General features: G+C 70.9%; 5 protein-coding genes. 2 read left to right on the top strand and 3 right to left on the bottom strand.

Annotated features, from left to right (window positions below; genetic code table 11):
• The first annotated feature begins 9 nt into the window (after positions 1-9).
• Both WJ16_RS28875 and asnB read left to right on the top strand, forming a co-directional pair.
• A complete protein-coding gene (locus WJ16_RS28875) occupies positions 10-1,041 on the top strand; it encodes an EscU/YscU/HrcU family type III secretion system export apparatus switch protein (RefSeq protein WP_069260404.1) in 1,032 nt (343 codons plus the stop codon).
• 270 nt (positions 1,042-1,311) lie between these two features.
• A complete protein-coding gene (gene asnB / locus WJ16_RS28865; protein ID WP_069260402.1) occupies positions 1,312-3,279 on the top strand; it encodes an asparagine synthase (glutamine-hydrolyzing) in 1,968 nt (655 codons plus the stop codon).
• Between the two features lie 55 nt (positions 3,280-3,334).
• Here asnB and WJ16_RS28860 read toward each other — a convergent pair whose 3' ends face one another.
• From WJ16_RS28860 to sctR, 3 genes are all read right to left on the bottom strand, one after another.
• Positions 3,335-16,774, bottom strand: coding sequence for an LWXIA domain-containing protein (locus WJ16_RS28860; protein ID WP_069260401.1), 13,440 nt, complete (start codon positions 16,772-16,774; stop codon positions 3,335-3,337).
• A 229-nt stretch (positions 16,775-17,003) separates the two neighbouring features.
• On the bottom strand, positions 17,004-17,789 hold the full coding sequence (locus tag WJ16_RS28855) for a lytic transglycosylase domain-containing protein (RefSeq protein ID WP_069260400.1): 786 nt from the start codon (positions 17,787-17,789) through the stop codon (positions 17,004-17,006).
• Positions 17,789-18,463, bottom strand: a complete 675-nt coding sequence (gene sctR, locus WJ16_RS28850; RefSeq protein ID WP_069260399.1) for a type III secretion system export apparatus subunit SctR — start codon at positions 18,461-18,463, stop codon at positions 17,789-17,791. The genes WJ16_RS28855 and sctR overlap by 1 nt, the downstream gene beginning before the upstream one ends.
• Positions 18,464-18,465 lie beyond the last annotated feature (2 nt).

Genomic DNA, 18,465 nt, shown 5'->3' with positions numbered 1-18,465 from the left:
GGAGCCGCGATGGCCGAAAAGGACCAGAAGCCGACCGCGAAACGCCTGCGCGAAGCGCGCGAGAAAGGCGATGTGCCGAAGAGCGCGGAAACGATCTCGTCGGCGTTCTTCGTCGGCGTGTGCGTCGCGCTCGCGGTGGGTATCGGCGCGCTGTTCGCGCGGCTGCAGGCGCTGTTCCGGCTCGTGTTCGACGCGGTCGGCGCGGCCGACCCGTCCGCGCGGATCGCGGTGCTGATCGACGGCGCCGCACGCGACTGGGCGACGCTGTCCGCGCAGATCGTCGCGGCCGGGCTGCTGGCGGGCCTGCTCGCGGGCTTCGTGCAGGTCGGCGGCGTGATGGCGTGGAGCCGCCTCGTGCCGCAGCTGTCTCGACTCAACCCGGCCGAGGGGATGAAGAACCTGTGGTCGCTGCGCAACCTCGTCAATCTCGCGAAGATGCTGCTGAAAACGGCGCTGCTCGCCGCGACGCTCGGCTGGCTGATCGTCGAGTCGCTCGACCCGGCCGTGCAGTCGGGCTTCACGCGGCCGCTCTCGATCCTCGCGCTGATCGTGAAGCTGCTGATGCTGCTGTTCGGCTGGGCCGCGCTGATCTACATCGTGATGGCATTGATCGACATCGTGCACCAGCGGCACGAATTCAACCAGAAGATGAAAATGTCGATCGACGAAGTGCGGCGCGAGCACAAGGAAGACGAAGGCGATCCGCACGTCGAGGCGAAACGCCGCCAGCTCGCGCGCGAAGTGCAGTTCGCGTCGCTGTCCGACCGGATCGGCTATGCATCGGTGGTCGTCCATTCGCCGCGCGTCGCGGTCGCGCTGTATTACGGCGGGATCGGCACGCTGCCGTGGGTGCTCGCGCGCGGCGAGGGCGACGCGGCCGAGCGGATCGTGCGTGCCGCGCGCGATGCGCTGCGCCCGACGCTCGCGAACGTCGGGCTCGCGCAGGCGCTGTACGAGACGACGCCCGAGAACGGCACGATCCAGCCGCAGCATTTCCGCGAAGTCGCGCAGCTGCTGAAATGGGCGACCGGCGCGGGCTGATGCGTGCGACGGCAGCCGCTTCGGCATTCAGCCCTTTTTTCGTTCCGCGCGCGTGCTTGCGTGGCCATGCGTTCCGATCCGATATGGCCCCTTGGGGCGGTCATGCGTGTGCGGCGCTTGACGATATTTTTTTCTTGTTTGCGCGCAAGTTCACCTGTGAATTATTGCTGATTTATTTCTTCGTAAGATGGCTCGACCGTCACGCCGGACGGCGGGCCGCGAGCTTGCGCCACGCGTGACGGAAATGGTCAACAGGGGCGGACAAATCAAATGTGCGGAATCGACGGCTTTCTGAATAGCGTCGCCTTCGATGAGGAGACAGCGCGCGGCACGCTCGCGCGGATGACGGCAAGCCTCGCGCATCGCGGGCCGGATGGGCAGGGGATCTGGGTCGACCCGGAAGCCGGCATCGCGCTCGGCCACCGGCGGCTCGCGATCGTCGACCTGTCGGTGCACGGCCGACAGCCGATGGCATCCGCGTGCGGCCGCTACGTCTTGGTCTTCAACGGCGAAATCTACAACCATCGCGAACTGCGCGCGGAACTCGAGCGTGCCGGGCGCGCACCGGCGTGGCGCGGCCACTCCGACAGCGAGGTGCTGATCGCGGCGATCGCCGCGTGGGGTGTCGACGCGACGTTGCGGCGCGCGACCGGCATGTTCGCGTTCGCGCTGTGGAACCGCGCGTCGCGGGTGCTGACGCTCGCACGCGACCGGATCGGCGAGAAGCCGCTCTATTACGGCCGGATCGGCGACGCGCTGGTATTCGCGTCCGAGCTGAAGGCGCTGCGCGGCTATCCGGGCTTCGACGGCGCGATCGATCGCGATGCGCTGTGCCTGTACCTGCGCCAGTCGAGCGTGCCCGCGCCTCACACGATCTATCGCGGCATCCACAAGCTGCCGCCGGGCACCTTCATCCAGTTCGAGCATGCGCGCGACACGCCGCGCATCCGCGCGTACTGGACGCTCGAGCAGGCCATCGAGGATGGCCGCGCGCAGCCGTTCGAGGGCAGCGCCGACGAAGCCGTCGGCCAGCTCGACACGATCCTGCGCCAGGCGGTGGCGCGGCAGATGGAAGCGGACGTGCCGCTCGGCGCGTTCCTGTCGGGCGGCATCGATTCCTCGACGATCGTCGCGCTGATGCAGGCGCAATCGGCGACGCCGGTCGACACGTTTACGATCGGCTTCCATGAAGCCGGGTACGACGAAGCCGGATACGCGAAGGCGGTCGCGCGTCATCTCGGCACGCGCCATACCGAACTCTACGTGACGGCCGACCATGCGCTCGGCGTCGTGCCGAAGCTGCCGTCGATCTACGACGAGCCGTTCTCCGATGCGTCGCAGATTCCGACCTTCCTCGTGTCGGAGCTGACGCGCCGGCACGTGAAGGTGAGCCTGTCCGGCGACGGCGGCGACGAGCTGTTCGGCGGCTATACGCGCTACTTCCTGACGCCGCGCCTGTGGCGCAAGCTGCATCGCGTGCCGGCGGCGGTGCGGGCGCGGATCGCCGCCGCGCTGCATGCGTTGCGGCCCGATCACGCGGACCAGCTCGCGGCCGTCGCGCAAGGTGCGTGGGGCGGCGTGGAGGCGCGCGATACGGCGACGCGCATCGGCGACCGCCTGCACAAGCTGGGCCACGTGATGACGGCCGAGAGCCGCATCGGGCTGTACCGGCTGCTGATGTCGGCGGTGCATCATCCGGAACGTCTCGCGCTGTCGGGGCACGAGCCGCCGACGCCGCTCGACACGGTGTCCGCGTGGCCCGAGCATCTGAGCTTCGCCGAGCAGGCGATGGCGATCGATACGCTCACCTACCTGCCGACCGACATTCTCGCGAAGGTCGATCGCGCGGCGATGGCCGTCAGCCTCGAAACGCGCATGCCGTTCCTCGATCATCACGTGGTCGAATTCGCGTGGCGGGTGCCCGCGGCGGTGCGCTTGCCGGAAGGGCAGTCGAAGGCGCTGCTGCGCCGCCTGCTCGACCGCTACGTGCCGTCCGCGCTGATCGACCGGCCGAAGCAGGGCTTCTGCGCGCCCGTCGACCATTGGCTGCGCGGCGCGCTGCGCGACTGGGCCGAGACGCTGCTGCGGCCGTCGCGGCTGCGCGAGGAGGGCTTCTTCGACGCGGCCGCCGTCGAGCGCCTGTGGCGGCAGCACCAGACCGGCCGGATGAACTGGCAACATCAGCTGTGGACGGTGCTGATGTTCCAGGCGTGGCTCGAACATCAGCGCGCGGGGTGACGCGGCGCGGCGGGCGCGATCGACGCGCACCGCCGCATCCGGGCGCGCGCCGCCATCAGCCCACGATCAGCGGCGCGCCGACCGGCAGGCGATTCGGATCGTTCGCGACCGACGGATTGAGCTGCAGGATTTCTTTCAGCGCGCGCGCGTCCTGCTGGTCGCGCGTCATTCCCTGTTGATCGGCGGGCGATACGTGCGCGGCGTCGAGCAGCGACTGGCGATGCCGGTCGGCGATGACCCACAGCGAATCGCCGGCGACGACGATGTAGGGCTGCGCGGCGGCGCCTCCGGGCGCCTGCGGTGTCGTCGTCGGGGGCGCCGCGGGCGCGACGTGCGCGTGCGTGCCTGACGGCGGTGCCGGCGGCGCGGACGGCACGGACGGCGCGCTGCCGTGGTTCGTCGCGCCGTTCGACGGCGGCGTGTTGCCGTTGCCGCTATTGCTGCTGCTACTGCCGCCGCCGCTGCCGCTGAACGCCGTATAGATCCAGTTGCCGACGTAGATCCCGATCGGCGCGAGCAGCAGTATCGTCGGCATCTTGCCGGTGACGCGCTTGGTCAGGTTCGGGAAATGCGTGTCGGCACGAGCGAGCGCGAGCAGCGTTGCCGACCCGAGCGACGAGATCGCCAGCGGCACGTTCGTGTGGATGGTCGCCGCCGCGCCGACGAACGGCGCGATATAGCCGCCTGCGATGCTCGCGAGGTCGGACGCGGTATCGATGAAGCGCACGACGCGGCTGCGCCGTTCGATGCTCAGGTGGGTGAACGCGCTGGCCTGCACGAGCCCGGTGTAGGTGAGGCCCAGCACCGCACCGGTGGTGCCGAGGAACGGCACCAGCGACGGGTCCTGCAGCAGCGTATGCAGCGACAATTCGCCGAGGCTCGCATAGCCGGCGATCGCGGCCGTGCGGCCCACCTTGCCGAGGAAGCGGCGCGGATTGCCGTGATGCAGCTGCTGGATCGACGTGCCGGCCAGCACGCCCTGCATCTGCTGGATCATGTCGGTCGCGAGCAGCTTCGTATACTCGACCGTCTTGTCGGCGGACAGCACCTTGCGGCCGTGCAGTTCGAGCTGCAGGTTGATCTTCGCGCGGCCTTCGGCCGCCAGCCGCACCAGCGACTCGCGACGTTGCGCCTCGTCCATCCGGTGTGCCGACAACTGGTTGTTGAGCCCGTTGATGAAGCGATCGATCACGTGGTTGAAGAGCCGTGGATCGCCGCTTTGCAGCGCGCGCAGCGTGTCCTGGTGCAGTGCCTGGACGAGGCGGCCCGTTCGCACGCCGACGAACGTCGCGTTGGCCGCCTGCTTGTAGTGGGCGGGCGTCAGGCCGATATGGTGGACGGCGACGCCGGCGCCGATCCCGACCAGTCCCGACAGCACGTTCTTCCAGTTGAGCACCGACCACGAGCGTTCCATCTGCTGCAGGCGCAGCGCATTGAGTTCTGCGAATGCGGCGAGCGGATCGTCCGGCTTCACGTAGTCGGCAGCCTGCGCGCTGATCAGACGGTTGTCGCTGACCGGCAGCGACGCGTCGACCATCAGCGCCGGCCGCCGGACCACTTCGCGCCACGGTTGGAGCCCGGCCGCGACGTCCCGGCCGTCGATCAGCGTCGTGTCCTGCTCCGGCGCGTCCAGCAGCGCGCCGACGTCCTTCAGCCATGCGTCGTTGAACGCGCGCTCGCGGGACTTCTCGGACGGCGCGTGCTTCGGGTCGGCGTGCCACGCGTCGGTGGCGAACTTCGCCGTCGCATAGCGCGCGCGATTCAGCAGCCGCGTCGTATTGCCTTCATACAATCGCTGGCGCAATTCGGCGATCCGGGCGGGCGTGAGCCCCTTTTCGCGGCCGATCCGCTCGATTTCGGCCAGCAGCATCTGGTGCTGGTCCGCCAGCGTGTCGCGATCGACGCGCTCGAACACGCGCGTCAGCGCGTCCGTGCCGTGCAGCCGTGCGAGCTTGCTGTGTCGCGGGTTCAAGCCGCCCGGCTGCGCGTATTCCTCCACGGCCCGCTCGACGAGCAGCCTGGCCAGCGCGGTCGTCAGCTCCTGGTTCGCGATGAAGTCGGCGCCGTGCGTCGCGTACGACAGGCCGACATGCACCCATTGGAGCGTGGGCCGGTCGAGCAGCGAATTGAGCAGCTCCAGGTGCCCGGCGCCCGGCACCGGCTCCGGCACCGCGTCCCAGCCGTGGAAGGTCACCATCACGTGCGGAGCCGGTTGGCCCTCGTGCTCGGCGGCCCATGATTCGAGCAGGGTGCCGAGGCGTGCGTGATGGTGGTAGCCGTCGTTGGTGCCCGCGAGGTGGCGATAGTCGGCGGACGACACGAGCGCGCGCGCCGGCGCCATCTCGAGGCGCAGCAGGAAGCCGGCCTGCGAGGCCGCGTCGAGCCAGCGATGCAGGTTCTCGCGAGTCAGGTCGTCGAGGTGCATGACCTTGCCGTTCTCGCCCGTGACGGTGCCTTCCCAGTAGTCGATCTTCGCCTTCTTCTGGTCGCCGATCGATTTCACGTCGCTGACGAATTCCGCGTCGTGCTTCGCGCCGCGCGTCGCGTTCAGCGTGTGCGGATCGATCGGGATCGTCACGACCGGCATGACGCCGCCGTTGCGACGGATTTGCGCGACGAACGCGGCCGGATCGTCGGACAGCCGATACGCGCGGCTCATCGGCACGATGCGGTTGCGCAACGCGTTGCCGGCGCCGAGCACGGCACGCCGCAGCGCGCGGTCGGTGGCGGCGGCCGTGCTGAGGACGCGCTGCGCCCGCTTCGAAAACGGCACCGGTGCGTAGCGCGCGCCGCCGCCCGACCAGTCGCGGGCCACGTACAACGGCATGCCGGTGTCGCGCCATGCGGCGGCATCGGCCATGATCGCGGGCGGCGGCGTCGTGTCGGTTGCGTCGGTCAGTTCGAGCGGCGGCAGCCGCGAATCGCGCGCGTACTTCGCGAGCGCGTCGATCCGCTCGAGGTGCGCGAACAGGTCGGGCACGTTGCCGTCGCCATACAGGCGCTTCCATTCGACCAGCGTCGTGCTGACGAGCGACGGCTGGTACGGGCGAATCTTGAGCTCCGGGTATGCGGGCGCGGTCAGGCCCTGGCGCTTCGCAGCCTTGGTCGCGGCCTTGATTTCCTTCTTCAGCGTGTTGCGTGCGCGGCGCGTTTCGCGTGCCTCGTCGCTCGCCCATCTGCGCAGCGACGCAAAGGTGCTCGGCGACGGATCTTGCTCGATCCCTTCCAGATACTCGACGCGCCGGTTCAACGCGGCAAGGCGCGTGCCGCGCGCGTGATCCGCCAGTTCGTTCGGCGTGAGCTCGGTGAGCAGCAGATGGGTGTCGGCGCCGTAGGGCCCGGCGCCGATCGGCGAGGACTCGAGCGGCACACCCGGCGCGCCCGGATTCTGCCCGTCGTGCCAGGTCAGCTTGCCCTTCGCGTCCGGCACCAGCACGCCCCGCGGTGTGTCGAGCCGGTACGTGAGCGCGTCGCTCGTGTCGTACACGTAGATGCGATGCTTGCCCGCATCGAGTGCGCCGAACTCGGCCGCACTCAGCAGATGCACGGCATTGTGGCCGCTGAAATCGAGCGCCGCATGCTTGCCCGCCGGCAGCACGTTCTGGTCGAACAGCGGCACGGTCGCGGCCGCGGCGGCGGGCAGCGCGGCGCCGACGCGTGCGCGCCCGAGCAGCGCCGCGGTGCGGTTGCGCGTCAACAGCGCGACGCGGCGCGGCGCGTTCAGCGTCCTGGTGAGACCGAGATGGCCGAGATAGCGCAGCCCCGGCCGCGGCAGCTTGTCCGGCTTGTCGGCTTTCGGCGGCTTCGGCGGATCGAAGCGATTGCCGACCTGCTCGAGCATGGCCGGATCGACGCTGCTGACCACGAACGACACGCCGTGCCGGCGCGCGCGCGTGAGCGGCACGCCGTGCGGTTTGCCGTGCGGCCGCACGCGCACCTGCGCGCGCCGCGGATACGCGTCGCGCAGCGGACGGTTCTCGATGCGGGTCTTCGCAAGCGGCGCATTCTCGTGGTACTTCCACGACCCCGTCGCGGCATCGTACGTCGCATGGCCGCGAATCTCGCCGCTCGTGCGATCGATCGCGTAGAGGGTGTCCGACGGGCCGGCCGCGCCAATGGCCTTGTGCGCGCTGCGGAAGTGCTTCGAATCCGCGAGCGCGCCGATCGCATCGACGTACCGGCTGCTCACGCGGCCGCGTCGCGTGAATTCGACGACGTTGCCGTCGCTCGCATGCTCGATCTTCGACACCCCGCCGAGCGCCTGCAGCTGCGTGAGCGGCACCGGCGACGCATGGAACGCGAAGCCCGCGCGTGCCGCCGCGGCCTGCGCGGGTTGCGCCGCATCATGCGCGGCATCGAGCGCGGCGGCGAGCGATTGCTGCTCGTCGGGCGTCAGCTTCCGGCCGATGAACCTCGGCGCCGTGATCGCGCCGTTCGCATCGATCCGTGCGGTCGCGACGAAATCGGGCGCCGTCGCCGGCGTGAGCTTGCCGGCGCGCGTGATCAGCAGCGCGGTATCGACGCCGGCCTGCCGCACGAGCGTGCGCAGCGACGACGCATCCGCGCCGTCGATGCGCTTGAGCGTGCGCATCCCGCGCGCGTCGAGCCACGCGCGCGCGCGCGTCATCTCCGCGCTGTCGAGCGCATGGCGGCCGCGCCGGGCGCCGCCGGCCCGCGCGCCGCCACGCGCCGGCGCCGCGAGCGTGAGCGGCGCCGGCGCACCGGCGAGATCGGCCCGCGCCTGCTCGCCGTACAGCGCGCGATAGGTCGGCCGGCCCGGCAGCGACGTGCGCATCTCGCCGAACGCGTCGGCGAGTGCGTCGAGCGCGGCCGGATCGCCGCTTGCAAACGCGTGTTCCGCCGCGCGCGCGAGCGCCGGCGGCAGCTGCACGTGCATGGCGATGTCGGGGCCGCCCGCAGCGAGGATTTCGGCGCGCACGCGATACGCGTTGAGTTGCGCACGGGCTTCGGCCAGCAGCAGGCTCTTTACATACGCGTCGTGGCTGTTGCGGTCGAGGCCGAGCGTGTCCGTCGCGAGGTCGACGCTGTGCTGCGCTTCGTGCGCGAGCGCGAACACGAGCGTGCCGGCGCGGCGCGTGTTGCCGTCGAGGACGATCCTGCGCCGCGCCGCATCGACGTACTGACCGCCGTCGGGCGCACCGAGCTTCACCTTCCAGCCGTCGGCGCGCGCGAGCCGCATCTGGGCACGCAGCGTTGGCGAACGGCGCGCCAGCGCATGCGCCTGCATCGTCAGCACGATGCCGCGGAAGGTCATGACGACGCGCGCGATCGCGCCGCGCCGCGGTGCGTACGCGCCGGCCTCGTCGAACGCGGGATGCGCGAGCTTGATGCGGCCGTGCGCGATCCCGGAATGGATTTTCGCGGCGACTTCGTCGATTCGCCCGAGTACGCTGCCGTCCGGGTCGGCGCCCGGCATCACTTCGCCGGGATCGTGCAGCATCACGTCGCCGTTGCGGCCGAACAGGACCTGGAAGTCGTACAGCAGGTGGTGGGCCTGCGTGACGCGGCGAATGCGTGCGAGATCCGCCAGACCGCGGCTCGACACCACGGCCGGCAGGCCGATGTCGAACTCCACGTCGACGCTGCTGAGTTGCGCGGACGGCTTCAGCACGACGCCGACGCGGTTGGCGACCGAGAACGGCCCGTCGGTGGTGCTGGTCGGCAGCTCGTACGCCTCCTTCAGCATCCTGAGCCCGTCCTGCTCGAGCTCGACGGCTTCGTACGCGTCGGCGAGGCCCTCGATCGAGCCGTCGCGATATACGCCGATCGCCTGGCCGGCGCCGCCGTCGAACACCGTCTTGTACGCGCCCGAGCCGAGCACCGGCCCGAGGAAATCCGCAGGGTCGGCAGGCCGCGCGGGATCGCCGTCGCGGTAGAGCGTGCGGTGCACGCTGTCGACCGACAGCTCGCCGAGCGACGGCTGCCGATAGCTGGCCGGGCGGTAGCGGTTCAGCCCGGACAGGTCGTCCGGCAGGCCGCCCGCGCCGATTGCGTCCGGATGGACGGTGTAGATCGCGCGCTGCCACAGGTTCGCGAGCTGCGCGGCCGCCCCTTCGTTCGCATGCCGCGCCGACAGGATCGTCGTGTAGCCAGGGTCGGACGGCGGCGCGTTGAGCAGCGTGAATTCGTGCGGATCGACCGGCTGCCCGTCGGGCCCGAGCAGCGTGCCGTCGCGCAACGTTTCGGCCGGCACGATCGCGATGCGCTGGCCGACGTCGAGCAGCACGCGGCCGTCGCGCAGCAGCGCCAGCGTGTCGACCGCCGGCGGGCCGCCGGCGCCGAACGGCGACGCGTCGTGTTCCGCGTGGGCCTGCGACCATGCCGCGCGCTGCGCCTGGATCTCGCGCATCGATGGCGGTGCGTCGCCGCCGTCGCGCGCGGCGCGCGTCTCCGGTGCCGGCATCGCGCGCGTGCGCCGGCCGGGGCCGCGCTCATACGCGTTACCGTAAAACTCGGCGTAGGTCTTGCCGCGGCCGCCCGACACCGGCGCATCGGCGAACGCGTCGACGAGCCGTGCGAGCGCGCCGTCATTGCCGCGCGCCGTCTGCCATGCGTCCGCTTCCGCCTGCAGCGCGTCCGGCAGCCGCACCTTCGCGGCGATGTCGACGCCGCTCGCCATCCGGATCTCGTAGCGTGCCTCGAACGCGTTGAGCTGCGCGCGCGCTTCGGCTTCGAGCGCCGTACGTACGAAGCGCCCGCGGCCGCTGTAGTCGAGGCCGAGCGTCCCCTCGATCGCGTCCACCGCATGTTTCGCTTCATGCGCGAGCACGTACGTCATCCATCCGGGGCCGGCCGCCGCGCCGTCGATCGTCACGCGCTTGCGCTTCGTGTCGATCCGGCTGCCGCCGCCGCGCTTGCCGACCTTCACGCGCCAGCCGTTCGCGTCGAGCATGCGCAGTTGCGTCGCGAGCGTGCCGGAGCGCTGCGCGAGCGCGCTGACCTCGACCGGCAGCGGCGCGCCGCCGACCCGCATCCGCACGCGCGTGATCACCGACGGCTTCTGCACGAACGCGTCGTCGGCAACCGGTGTCGTGTCGCGTTGCGAATCGAGCGCGTCTTCGCCGTGCAACTCGATCCAGCGCATCATGCCTTTTTCGATCTCGAACAGACGCGATTGCGACAGCGCGTGCGCCGCGTAGGTGTGCAGGATCGGGCCCGGATCGCAGACGAGGAAGTCGCCCGTGCGCGTGAAGATGCCCTGCAGGTCGAAACCGATCTCGTGCTGCGTGAGCAGCTCGCGCAGCTTCACCACGTTCCGGATGCCCGCGCGCGACAGCGCGGGCGGCAGGCGGCCGGTCGCGAACTCGTCGCTGTGGAACACGCCGAGCGGGCGGGACAGCGCGGAGACGCGCTCGCCGAGCGCGCGAAACGGCCCGTCCAGCCGAACGGTGCGGATGCCCCACTGTTCCAGCTGCGCGAGCGCCCGTTGCTCGTCGATCACGAGCTGCTCGTTGGCCGCGCGCTGCGCTTCGGGCGTCAACGGTTCCTGCGGCGCGCCGGGCGGCGGCGGACTGCGGTCGACGGTGGCGAGCGCGGCGTCGTCGCCGAGCGCGAACGCGGTCTTGCGCGCGCCTGCGCCCAGCAGTTCGCCGACGTTGCCGTCGATGTCGATCCGGGTGGCCGGATCGCCGTCGAGATGAACGCCGTCGGCGTCGGCCGCGAGTTCGCCGAGGGCGTGCGGTGCGGCAGGGGCCGGGTCGAAGCGGCGGAACACGCGCGCGTCGTGCACCGTCGCATCGGCGCCGGCCGCATGCTCGGGCGGCGCGTAGACGGCGCGCCGCCACACGTTCGAGAGCCGCGCGGCCGCTTCGTAGCCGCCGTGCCCGGCGGACAGCACGATCGCATCCGCCTGCTTGACCGTATGCCACGGCGCCATCGCGATCGCGTATTCGTGCGCGCCGACCGGCTGGCCGTCGACGAGCAGCGTGCCGTCCGGCAGCGTGTCCGCGTGCAGCATCAGCACGTTGCCGTCCGCAAGCGTCGACAGGTGTCCGTCGCGGCGCGCCTGCAACGTGGCGGCATCGGGCGCCGGGCCGTCGCCGAACGGCGACGCGAACACCGCATGCGCGTAGCTCCACGCGGTGCGCTCGTCGAGGTGCTGCCGCCCGGCCGGCGCGGTGCCGTCCCGGCCGTCGCCGGCGTGCATCCGCGGCGCGGGCATCCGGTGCGGGATGCCGCCCCGGCGTTGCTGGCGCGACCACACGTCGTCGTAGAACTCGCGGTAGGTCTGCTCGTCGCGGCCGGAGACCGGCGCATCGGCGACGTTGTCGGCGAGTCGCGCGACCGTTCCCGTGTAATCGCTCGTCGGGCCGTGCCAGTCCACGCCTTCGCGCGCGATCGCGTCGGGCAGATGCGCGTGTTCGGCGATGTCGACGCCGGTCGACAGCGCGATCTCGTAGCGTGCCTCGAACGCGTTGATCTGGGCGCGCGCCTGCGCTTCGAGCGCCTTGCGCGTAAAGCGGCCGCGGCTGCCGTAGTCGAGGTTCAGCACGCCGGCCATCGCTTCGACCGCCTGGCGCGCCTCGCTCGCGAGCGTGTACGTGATGCTGCCGGGGTCCTGGAGCGCGCCGTCGATCGTCATCACGCGCTTGCGCGAGTCGATGTGGCTGCCGCCGCCGCGCTTGCCGACCTTCACGCGCCAGCCGGCCTCGCTCAGCATGCGCAACTGCGTGACGAGCGTCGCCGACTGCGCCGCGAGTGCCCGCGCGGCCTCCGGCACCGGCGCGCCGCCGAAGCGCATCTGCATCCGCGTGAACCAGCCCGGCCCGGACGCGGCCGCGTCGGGCGGCGCGGCTTCGGTCGTCTCCGGATGCGCGGCCACGAGATCGGCATCGTAGGCGCCGGCGACCTCGTGGTCCGACACCGGGCGCGGGTGGGCGCCGTCCGCGCGGGATCGCGCCGGCGCGCTCTCGTCGTGCGCCGGCGTGCGCTCGGGCGCGGCGGCGCGTTCGGGCCTGACCAGCACCAGGACCCGGTTCGGCGGGCTGAAGCGGCCGTCGAGTGCCTTCATCGGCTGCGGCGTCGCGGCGGGGCGCGGCATCGCGGGCGCGTTCGGTCCGCGCTTGCCGGCGAGCACGATCACCGGCCCGTCGTTCGCGTCGCGCGCCGGCGCGGCGTGCGACGCCTGTTCGGCGGCGTCGCCGCCGGCCGGGCCGCCTGCGACCGCGACGCCGTCCGGTGCCGGATCGAAGCGCAGCATGCGCGCGTCGGCGCGCAGCTGACCGTCGGCGCCGAATGCGTCGGGCGTCGCCGCGTAGACCGGCTTCTGCCAGCGGTTCGCGAGTTCGGGCGCGAGTTGCGCGTCACGCTCGCCCGCGACGACGACGATCGGTTCGTCGAGGTTCTGCGCGCGCGCGGCGGCGGGCGACGCCGCGTGCGGCGCGTCGCCGTCGCGGACGATGTAGAGCGTGCGACCGCCGACCTCGAGCGGCTCCGCGCCTGGGCCGCGCGGCACCGAGATGCTGGCCGGATCGGCCGTGGCCGCGCGCGCGGCGGGCTCGGCGCCGGTCAGGTCGACGACCCGGATGTCGACGCGCGGGCGTGCGGCGGTGGGCGTCGCGCGCGCGAGCGCACCGGCCGGCGCGTCGGTATCCAGCGGCCGGTACCGCATCGCCTGTGCGTCGGCGCTGCGCCGGTCGAGGTTCGCGTCGGTCACGTGCTCGGCAGCGCGCTCGTCTTGCTGCGCGTCAACGCGCGCGCGTTCCTCGCTGGTGCGCCGGGTGCTGCGCGCGTCGTTCGCGGCGCTGGCCGTCTCGCCTTGCTGCGCCGCTTGCGCGAGGCTGCGCGGCGCCTGTTCGCCGCGAGCGGCGACGTACTCGTCGCGCGCCTGCTGCAGCGCACTGTCGAGCAGGTCGAGCGGCGTTCTCGCGAGAATCTTCGGCGTCGCGCTCATTCGGCCGCCGGGGCCGAACGACAGCCGTTCGCCGGTGTCGGTCACCGAGTCGACCCGCGTGCCGTTGGTCCAGTTCTTGTCGGAAGCGGAGACGACCGACAACTTGCCGTCGTCGCCGAGCACCACGGATTTGCCCGCGGGCAACGCGTTGCGCGATGCGCCGTCGAGCACGCGAATCGGCTGGTCTTCGTAGGTCAGGATCTTGTCGCCGACCCTCAGCGTGCCGTCGGGCGCGACCGTCACGCGCTCGCCGTCGAACGTCGCGCGATTGCGGCCGGCGGCGAGCGATGCGTCGTCGCCTTGATTGAGCAGTCGCCCGATCGTCCGGCCGTCCACGGTGACCGTGCGGCCGTCGGGCGTGCGCGCGGCGAACGGCCTGCCGGTGCGCTTGACGACGCTCGTGACCGCACGCTCCTTGAGCCCGCCTGCGCCCATCAGCGCGAGATTCGTGACGCCGCCGACGAGCGCCTGGTTGCCTGCCTTGGTGTCGTGATTCCAGTAGTCGACGCCGGCCTCGACGAACGATTCGCCCGCACCGATCGCGCCCGTCGTGATCGCCGTGGCCTTCATCGCGCCCCTGAAGACCGACGCCACTTTCGGTGTGCGCGTCAGCGCCGTGACGGTGCGCGTGAACAGTTTGCTGCCGGCCAGCTTCGCGGCGCCGGCGGCGCCCATCGGCACCAGGTTGATGAAGTCCGCGCGCGCGCCCGGGTCGGTCAGCGGATTGATGCTGCGGCCGTGATCGAGGCGGGTCTTGATGTCGAGCGCCGAGCTCGTCATCGTCGCGGCGATCGACGTGTACGTCATGCCGGCGCCGACGACGTTCAGCGTCGCGCCGAGCGGCAGCCCGACGCCGGTCGCGTCGAGCACGCCGCCGATGCCTTCGAGCACCATCCCGCCGATCAGCATGCCGAGATTGACCTTGGTGCCGGTCAGCGTTTTCATCAGGCTGTCGAAGCCGCTGTCGTGGTGCGCGGCGCGCGACGTGATCTGCAGCGTGCCGTTGTCGTTGTGGCCGGTCGCGATGTCGACCGTGCCGTCCGACGACAGTTCGTTGTTGTCGATGTAATCGTTGATGTCGTTGTACGTGCTGGCGGTCTCGTCGACGAACTGGGTGCCCCCGTCCTTGTCCTTGACCTTGAACATCGCGGTCGTCTGCATGCCGGCGTCCTTCGCCGCATACACGATCGGCAGCACGTTGATCTGCGTGGCCGCGCCGCCGCCGATCTTCAGCAGCTTGTCGCGCACGCCGTCGATCGTCGACAGTTTGTCCTTGTTGGTGAAATGCGTCTGCGTGTCGGTGGCGACGGACGGGTTCGACGACGGGTCGCCGGCGACGTCCGGCTCCATGCCGAGCGCGACGCCGATCAGGTTGCGCTGCTGTGTGTCGCTCAGCTTGCCGAAGTCGATGGTCGCGCCGTTGCCGGTGCTCGCGCTCGCCGCGTCGAGCAGCGTGTTCGACAGTTCGCTGCGATGCGCCTCGTAGAAGTCGTGCTGCGCCTTCTGGTAGTCCTTGTACGCGTCCGAATCCGGCGCGGCATAGCGCAGCCGCTCGTCGAGCCCCGCATCGAACTGGTCCAGCAACACCTGCTGGTGAGCCGACTCGCTCAGCAACTGCAGCCGCTGCACGGTGTTGTCGGCGTTCTGCGCGTCCTTTTTGGCCTGATCGAGCTGGCTCTGGTTCGGGTTCGGCAGCGGCGGCGTATACGCGGGCAGGATGTCGCCGTCGGCGAGTTTCCGAATGCGCAGCGGCGCCGGATGCGCGGCCTGCCAGTCGTCGTATTGCTGCTGGATCGTCGCGAGCGTCGCGTGTTTCTGCGATTGCTGGTTGCGCGCTTCGGTGAGCGCCGCGCCGGTCGCGCGCTCGTTGACCAGATTCGACAGCCGGTTGTCGGCGGCGCGGATGGCGCCCGCGGCGACGCGCAGGCGCTTCGCATCGAGCAGCGTCGGGCCGGACGGCGTGGCCGGGTTCGCGCCCGCATTCGCCGGCGGGAACGGGAGCGGGCCGTTCAGTAGCGGCGACGTGTTCCACAACGGCTGGCTGCCGTTCGGGGCGCCTGCGGCGTTCGTCGTCGGCAGCGGCGACGAAAACAGCGGCGCCGCGCCGGGCAGCTTCGACGTGCCGTTCGCGGGCGTGCCGGTGGTGTTCCACGGCGGCGGCGCGAACAGCTGCGACGGGTTCGCCGTGCCGAACGGCGAGGTTCGCGCGGGCGGCTTGACGGTGGCTTCGATCTGCGCGGCCTGGTCGTCGTACTGCTGCGCGAGCGATGTGCCGTACGCGACGACGAACGCGTCGTGCGCGATGCTCGCCTGCTGCTTCGCGAGCTGGAGCTGCCGGTACGGGTCGCTCGGATCGTCGGAGAGGCGCGCGAGCTTGCCGTTGTAGTTCGCCTGCAACGTGTCGGCCTGCTGTTGCGCGGCCAGCATCTGCAGATAGCTGCTGCTCGTGCCTGCCGCGACCTGCGCGTGATCGAGCGCCGTCTTGTCCTTCTCGATCGCGCCGGGCACGATCACCGTCGGGCCGTCCTTGCCGTTGTCGGCATCGGACTGCTGCTGCGCCTGCGAGAGCGTCACGTTGTCGTTCGCCGCCGCAAGCGCGGCATTCGCGTAGTTCGCATCCTTGGCGGCGGCCGTGACGGCTTTTTGCGCGGCATCCGCGGAATCCGGCGGGTCGGGCATCGACACCTGCAGGTCGAAAGGCTGCAACGCATCGTTGAGCCGGCCGACGCCGGCGTCGAGCGCCGCCTTGTAGTCGGGGTCGGCGAGGGTCGACTGGAACTGCGCGTACGCGAGATTCGAGTTCGCGACGTCCGCGAAATATTTCGCCGAGCCGGCCGACGCATGCGCCTGCGCGGTCTGCCAGTCGTCGTATGCGCGGATCTGCAGCGGGTTCTTGCAGTCGCTCGCCTGCGGCACCCAGTTCGGATCATCCGGATGATCGGGGAACGCCGCGAGCAGCGTCTTGAGCTGCTGGTCGGCCGCATGCTGCGCGTCGCCCGGGTCCGTCACCTTGCCGGAATCGTCGATCTTCATCCCGGCCGGCATGTCGGCGTTTGCCTGTTCGCCGTACAGGATCATGTAGCCGGCGTCGGTCGTCACGTTGAGTTCGCGCTGCGCGGTATCGGCGGCAGTGCGTGCCTTCGCATAGTCGGCCTGCGCGGTCTTGCGCTCGTCGGCTGTCGTCTCCGGGTCGCGGTTCGCCAGGTGCAGCACGTTCTGCGCGCCCTGCAGCGCCTGTGACGCGTTGTCGTACTTTGTCTGCGCGTCCTGGATCGCCTTCTGCACGGCGGTCGTCTTGTCGTTCTCCACCGTGATGTCGGGCGGTGGCGGCGTGTACTGCGCGGCCATGCTCTGGATCAACGCCGTGGCCGACTGGATTTCCGCGTTGGTCGGCTTGGACGGATCGGTCGACGGCGTCGCGGTGACCGGAATCGGCGGCGTGACGGTCGGGTTCGCGGGCCCGGCCGCGGGATCGTCCTTCTTCGGCGGCGGGGGAGGCGGCGGCGCGACGACCGGATCCAGCGTTTCCGACAGGAAGCGCTGCCAGTTGACACCCAGTCCCAATCCGTCGATCAACAGCATGCTCGTCTCCGATGAACCGCGCGATGCGCGGCACCCACGGCGCGCTGCACGCCGCGCCGCGATCGTTCGAGTGTACGGACGCGTCCGGCGGCGGGAGCGCCGCTGTTTCGTAGCGACGACGGGCGGCCGGCGAACCGGCGCCGCGCCCGCTACGAGACGGGCGCGGCGTCGTTCGGGCCCCTGAAAGCAGTACGGGCGCGAGCCGATGGCGCCGCGCGCGATCCCGCGCTCACTGATCGAGACAGCGCACGCACAGCCGCTTCGCCTGGCTCGCCGGCAGCCCGCGGCACATCATCACGACCGGGCGCGCATGGCACGACGGCGCGTCCGCGGAGGCGGCCGGCGCTGCCAGCCGGCGGGCGCGTTCGGGCGGCGTGACGGCCGCCGCGTCCATGCGCCGCTGCCGCGCGGGCGGCGGCACGTCGCGCACCACCGGAATCGGCTCGATGCCGCCTTCGCGCGCGTTGCGCTGCGCGCTGGCGACGACGCGGCTCACGTAGCCGGTCGAGAAGCCGGTCGTGAAGTTGCCGCTGTAGTAGCACGACAGCGCCGCGCGCAACGCGGCCTGCGCGGCACGCCCGGTATTCGCGGAACGCGCGAAGCATTCGGTCAGGATCGCGCCGCCGGCCCGCAGGTTGCGGCACGGCTCGAACATCGTCGCCTCGTCGAGCCCGTATTTCGTGAAATTGCGCTCGTTCACCTGCGCGAGCCCGACGCTGTAGCTGAAGCCGCGTGCGGCCAACTCGCGCGCGGTCGCGCGCGCTTCGTCGAGCGACGCGGGCTGGCGTGCCAGATGGCCGCCGACCACGCCGATCGCATACGGATTGAAGCCCGACTCGGTGCGCACGAGCGCGGCGAGCGTGTCGGGATCGACGTTCGGCGCGCATGCGCGCGCGAGCTGCGCGAAGCCTGCACCGCCGGCCGCATGCGCGACGCGCGGCTGCCAGCACGCGAACGCGAGCGCGACCAGCGCGCACAGGCACGCGGCGGCGTGGCGCAGGCGGTGCGCGTCCATCATCCGGCTCCCGTCACCCGGTACGACATCACGAGCCCGTGCACGAGCAGCGACCAGCCGTCGAGCGCGACGAACAGCAACAGCTTGAACGGCACCGAGATCGTGGTCGGCGAAATCATCTGCATGCCGAGCGCGAGCAGGATGTTCGCGACCAGCAGGTCGACGACGATGAACACGATATAGATCACGAAGCCGATCTGGAACGCCTTCGTCAGCTCGGCGAGCGTAAAGCTCGGCACCAGCACCAGCAGGTCGTCGTCCTTGATGCCGTCCGCGCGGTTCTTCGGCCACACCGAGGTCGCGGTGCGCACGAAGAATTCGCGATCGCGCTGCCGCGTGTGCGACACGAGGAAATCCTTGATCGGCGGCAGCGCGGCATCGGCGAGCGCGCCGACGTCGGCGGTCGACAGCTGCCCCGACGCATCGAAGTGGCGCGCCTGCAGCGCGTCGCGGATCGACATCCCGACGGGCGCCATGATGAACAGCGACAGGATCAGCGCGATGCCGTTCAGCACGAGGTTCGGCGGCACCTGCTGGATCCCGAGCGCGGAGCGCAACAGGCCGAGCACGACGACGAGCTTCGTGTAGCTCGTGACCATCAGCGCGGCGAACGGCGCGATGCCGAGCGCGGCGATCACCGCGATCAGCGCGACCGGATTCGGCAGGTTGCCCATCG

The sequence above is a fragment of the Burkholderia metallica genome, assembly GCF_001718555.1.
In the GTDB taxonomy this organism is placed as follows: Bacteria; Pseudomonadota; Gammaproteobacteria; order Burkholderiales; family Burkholderiaceae; genus Burkholderia; species Burkholderia metallica.
The sequence above is the reverse complement of the archived record's forward strand: the minus strand, read 5'-3'. Positions and strand labels throughout refer to the sequence as shown.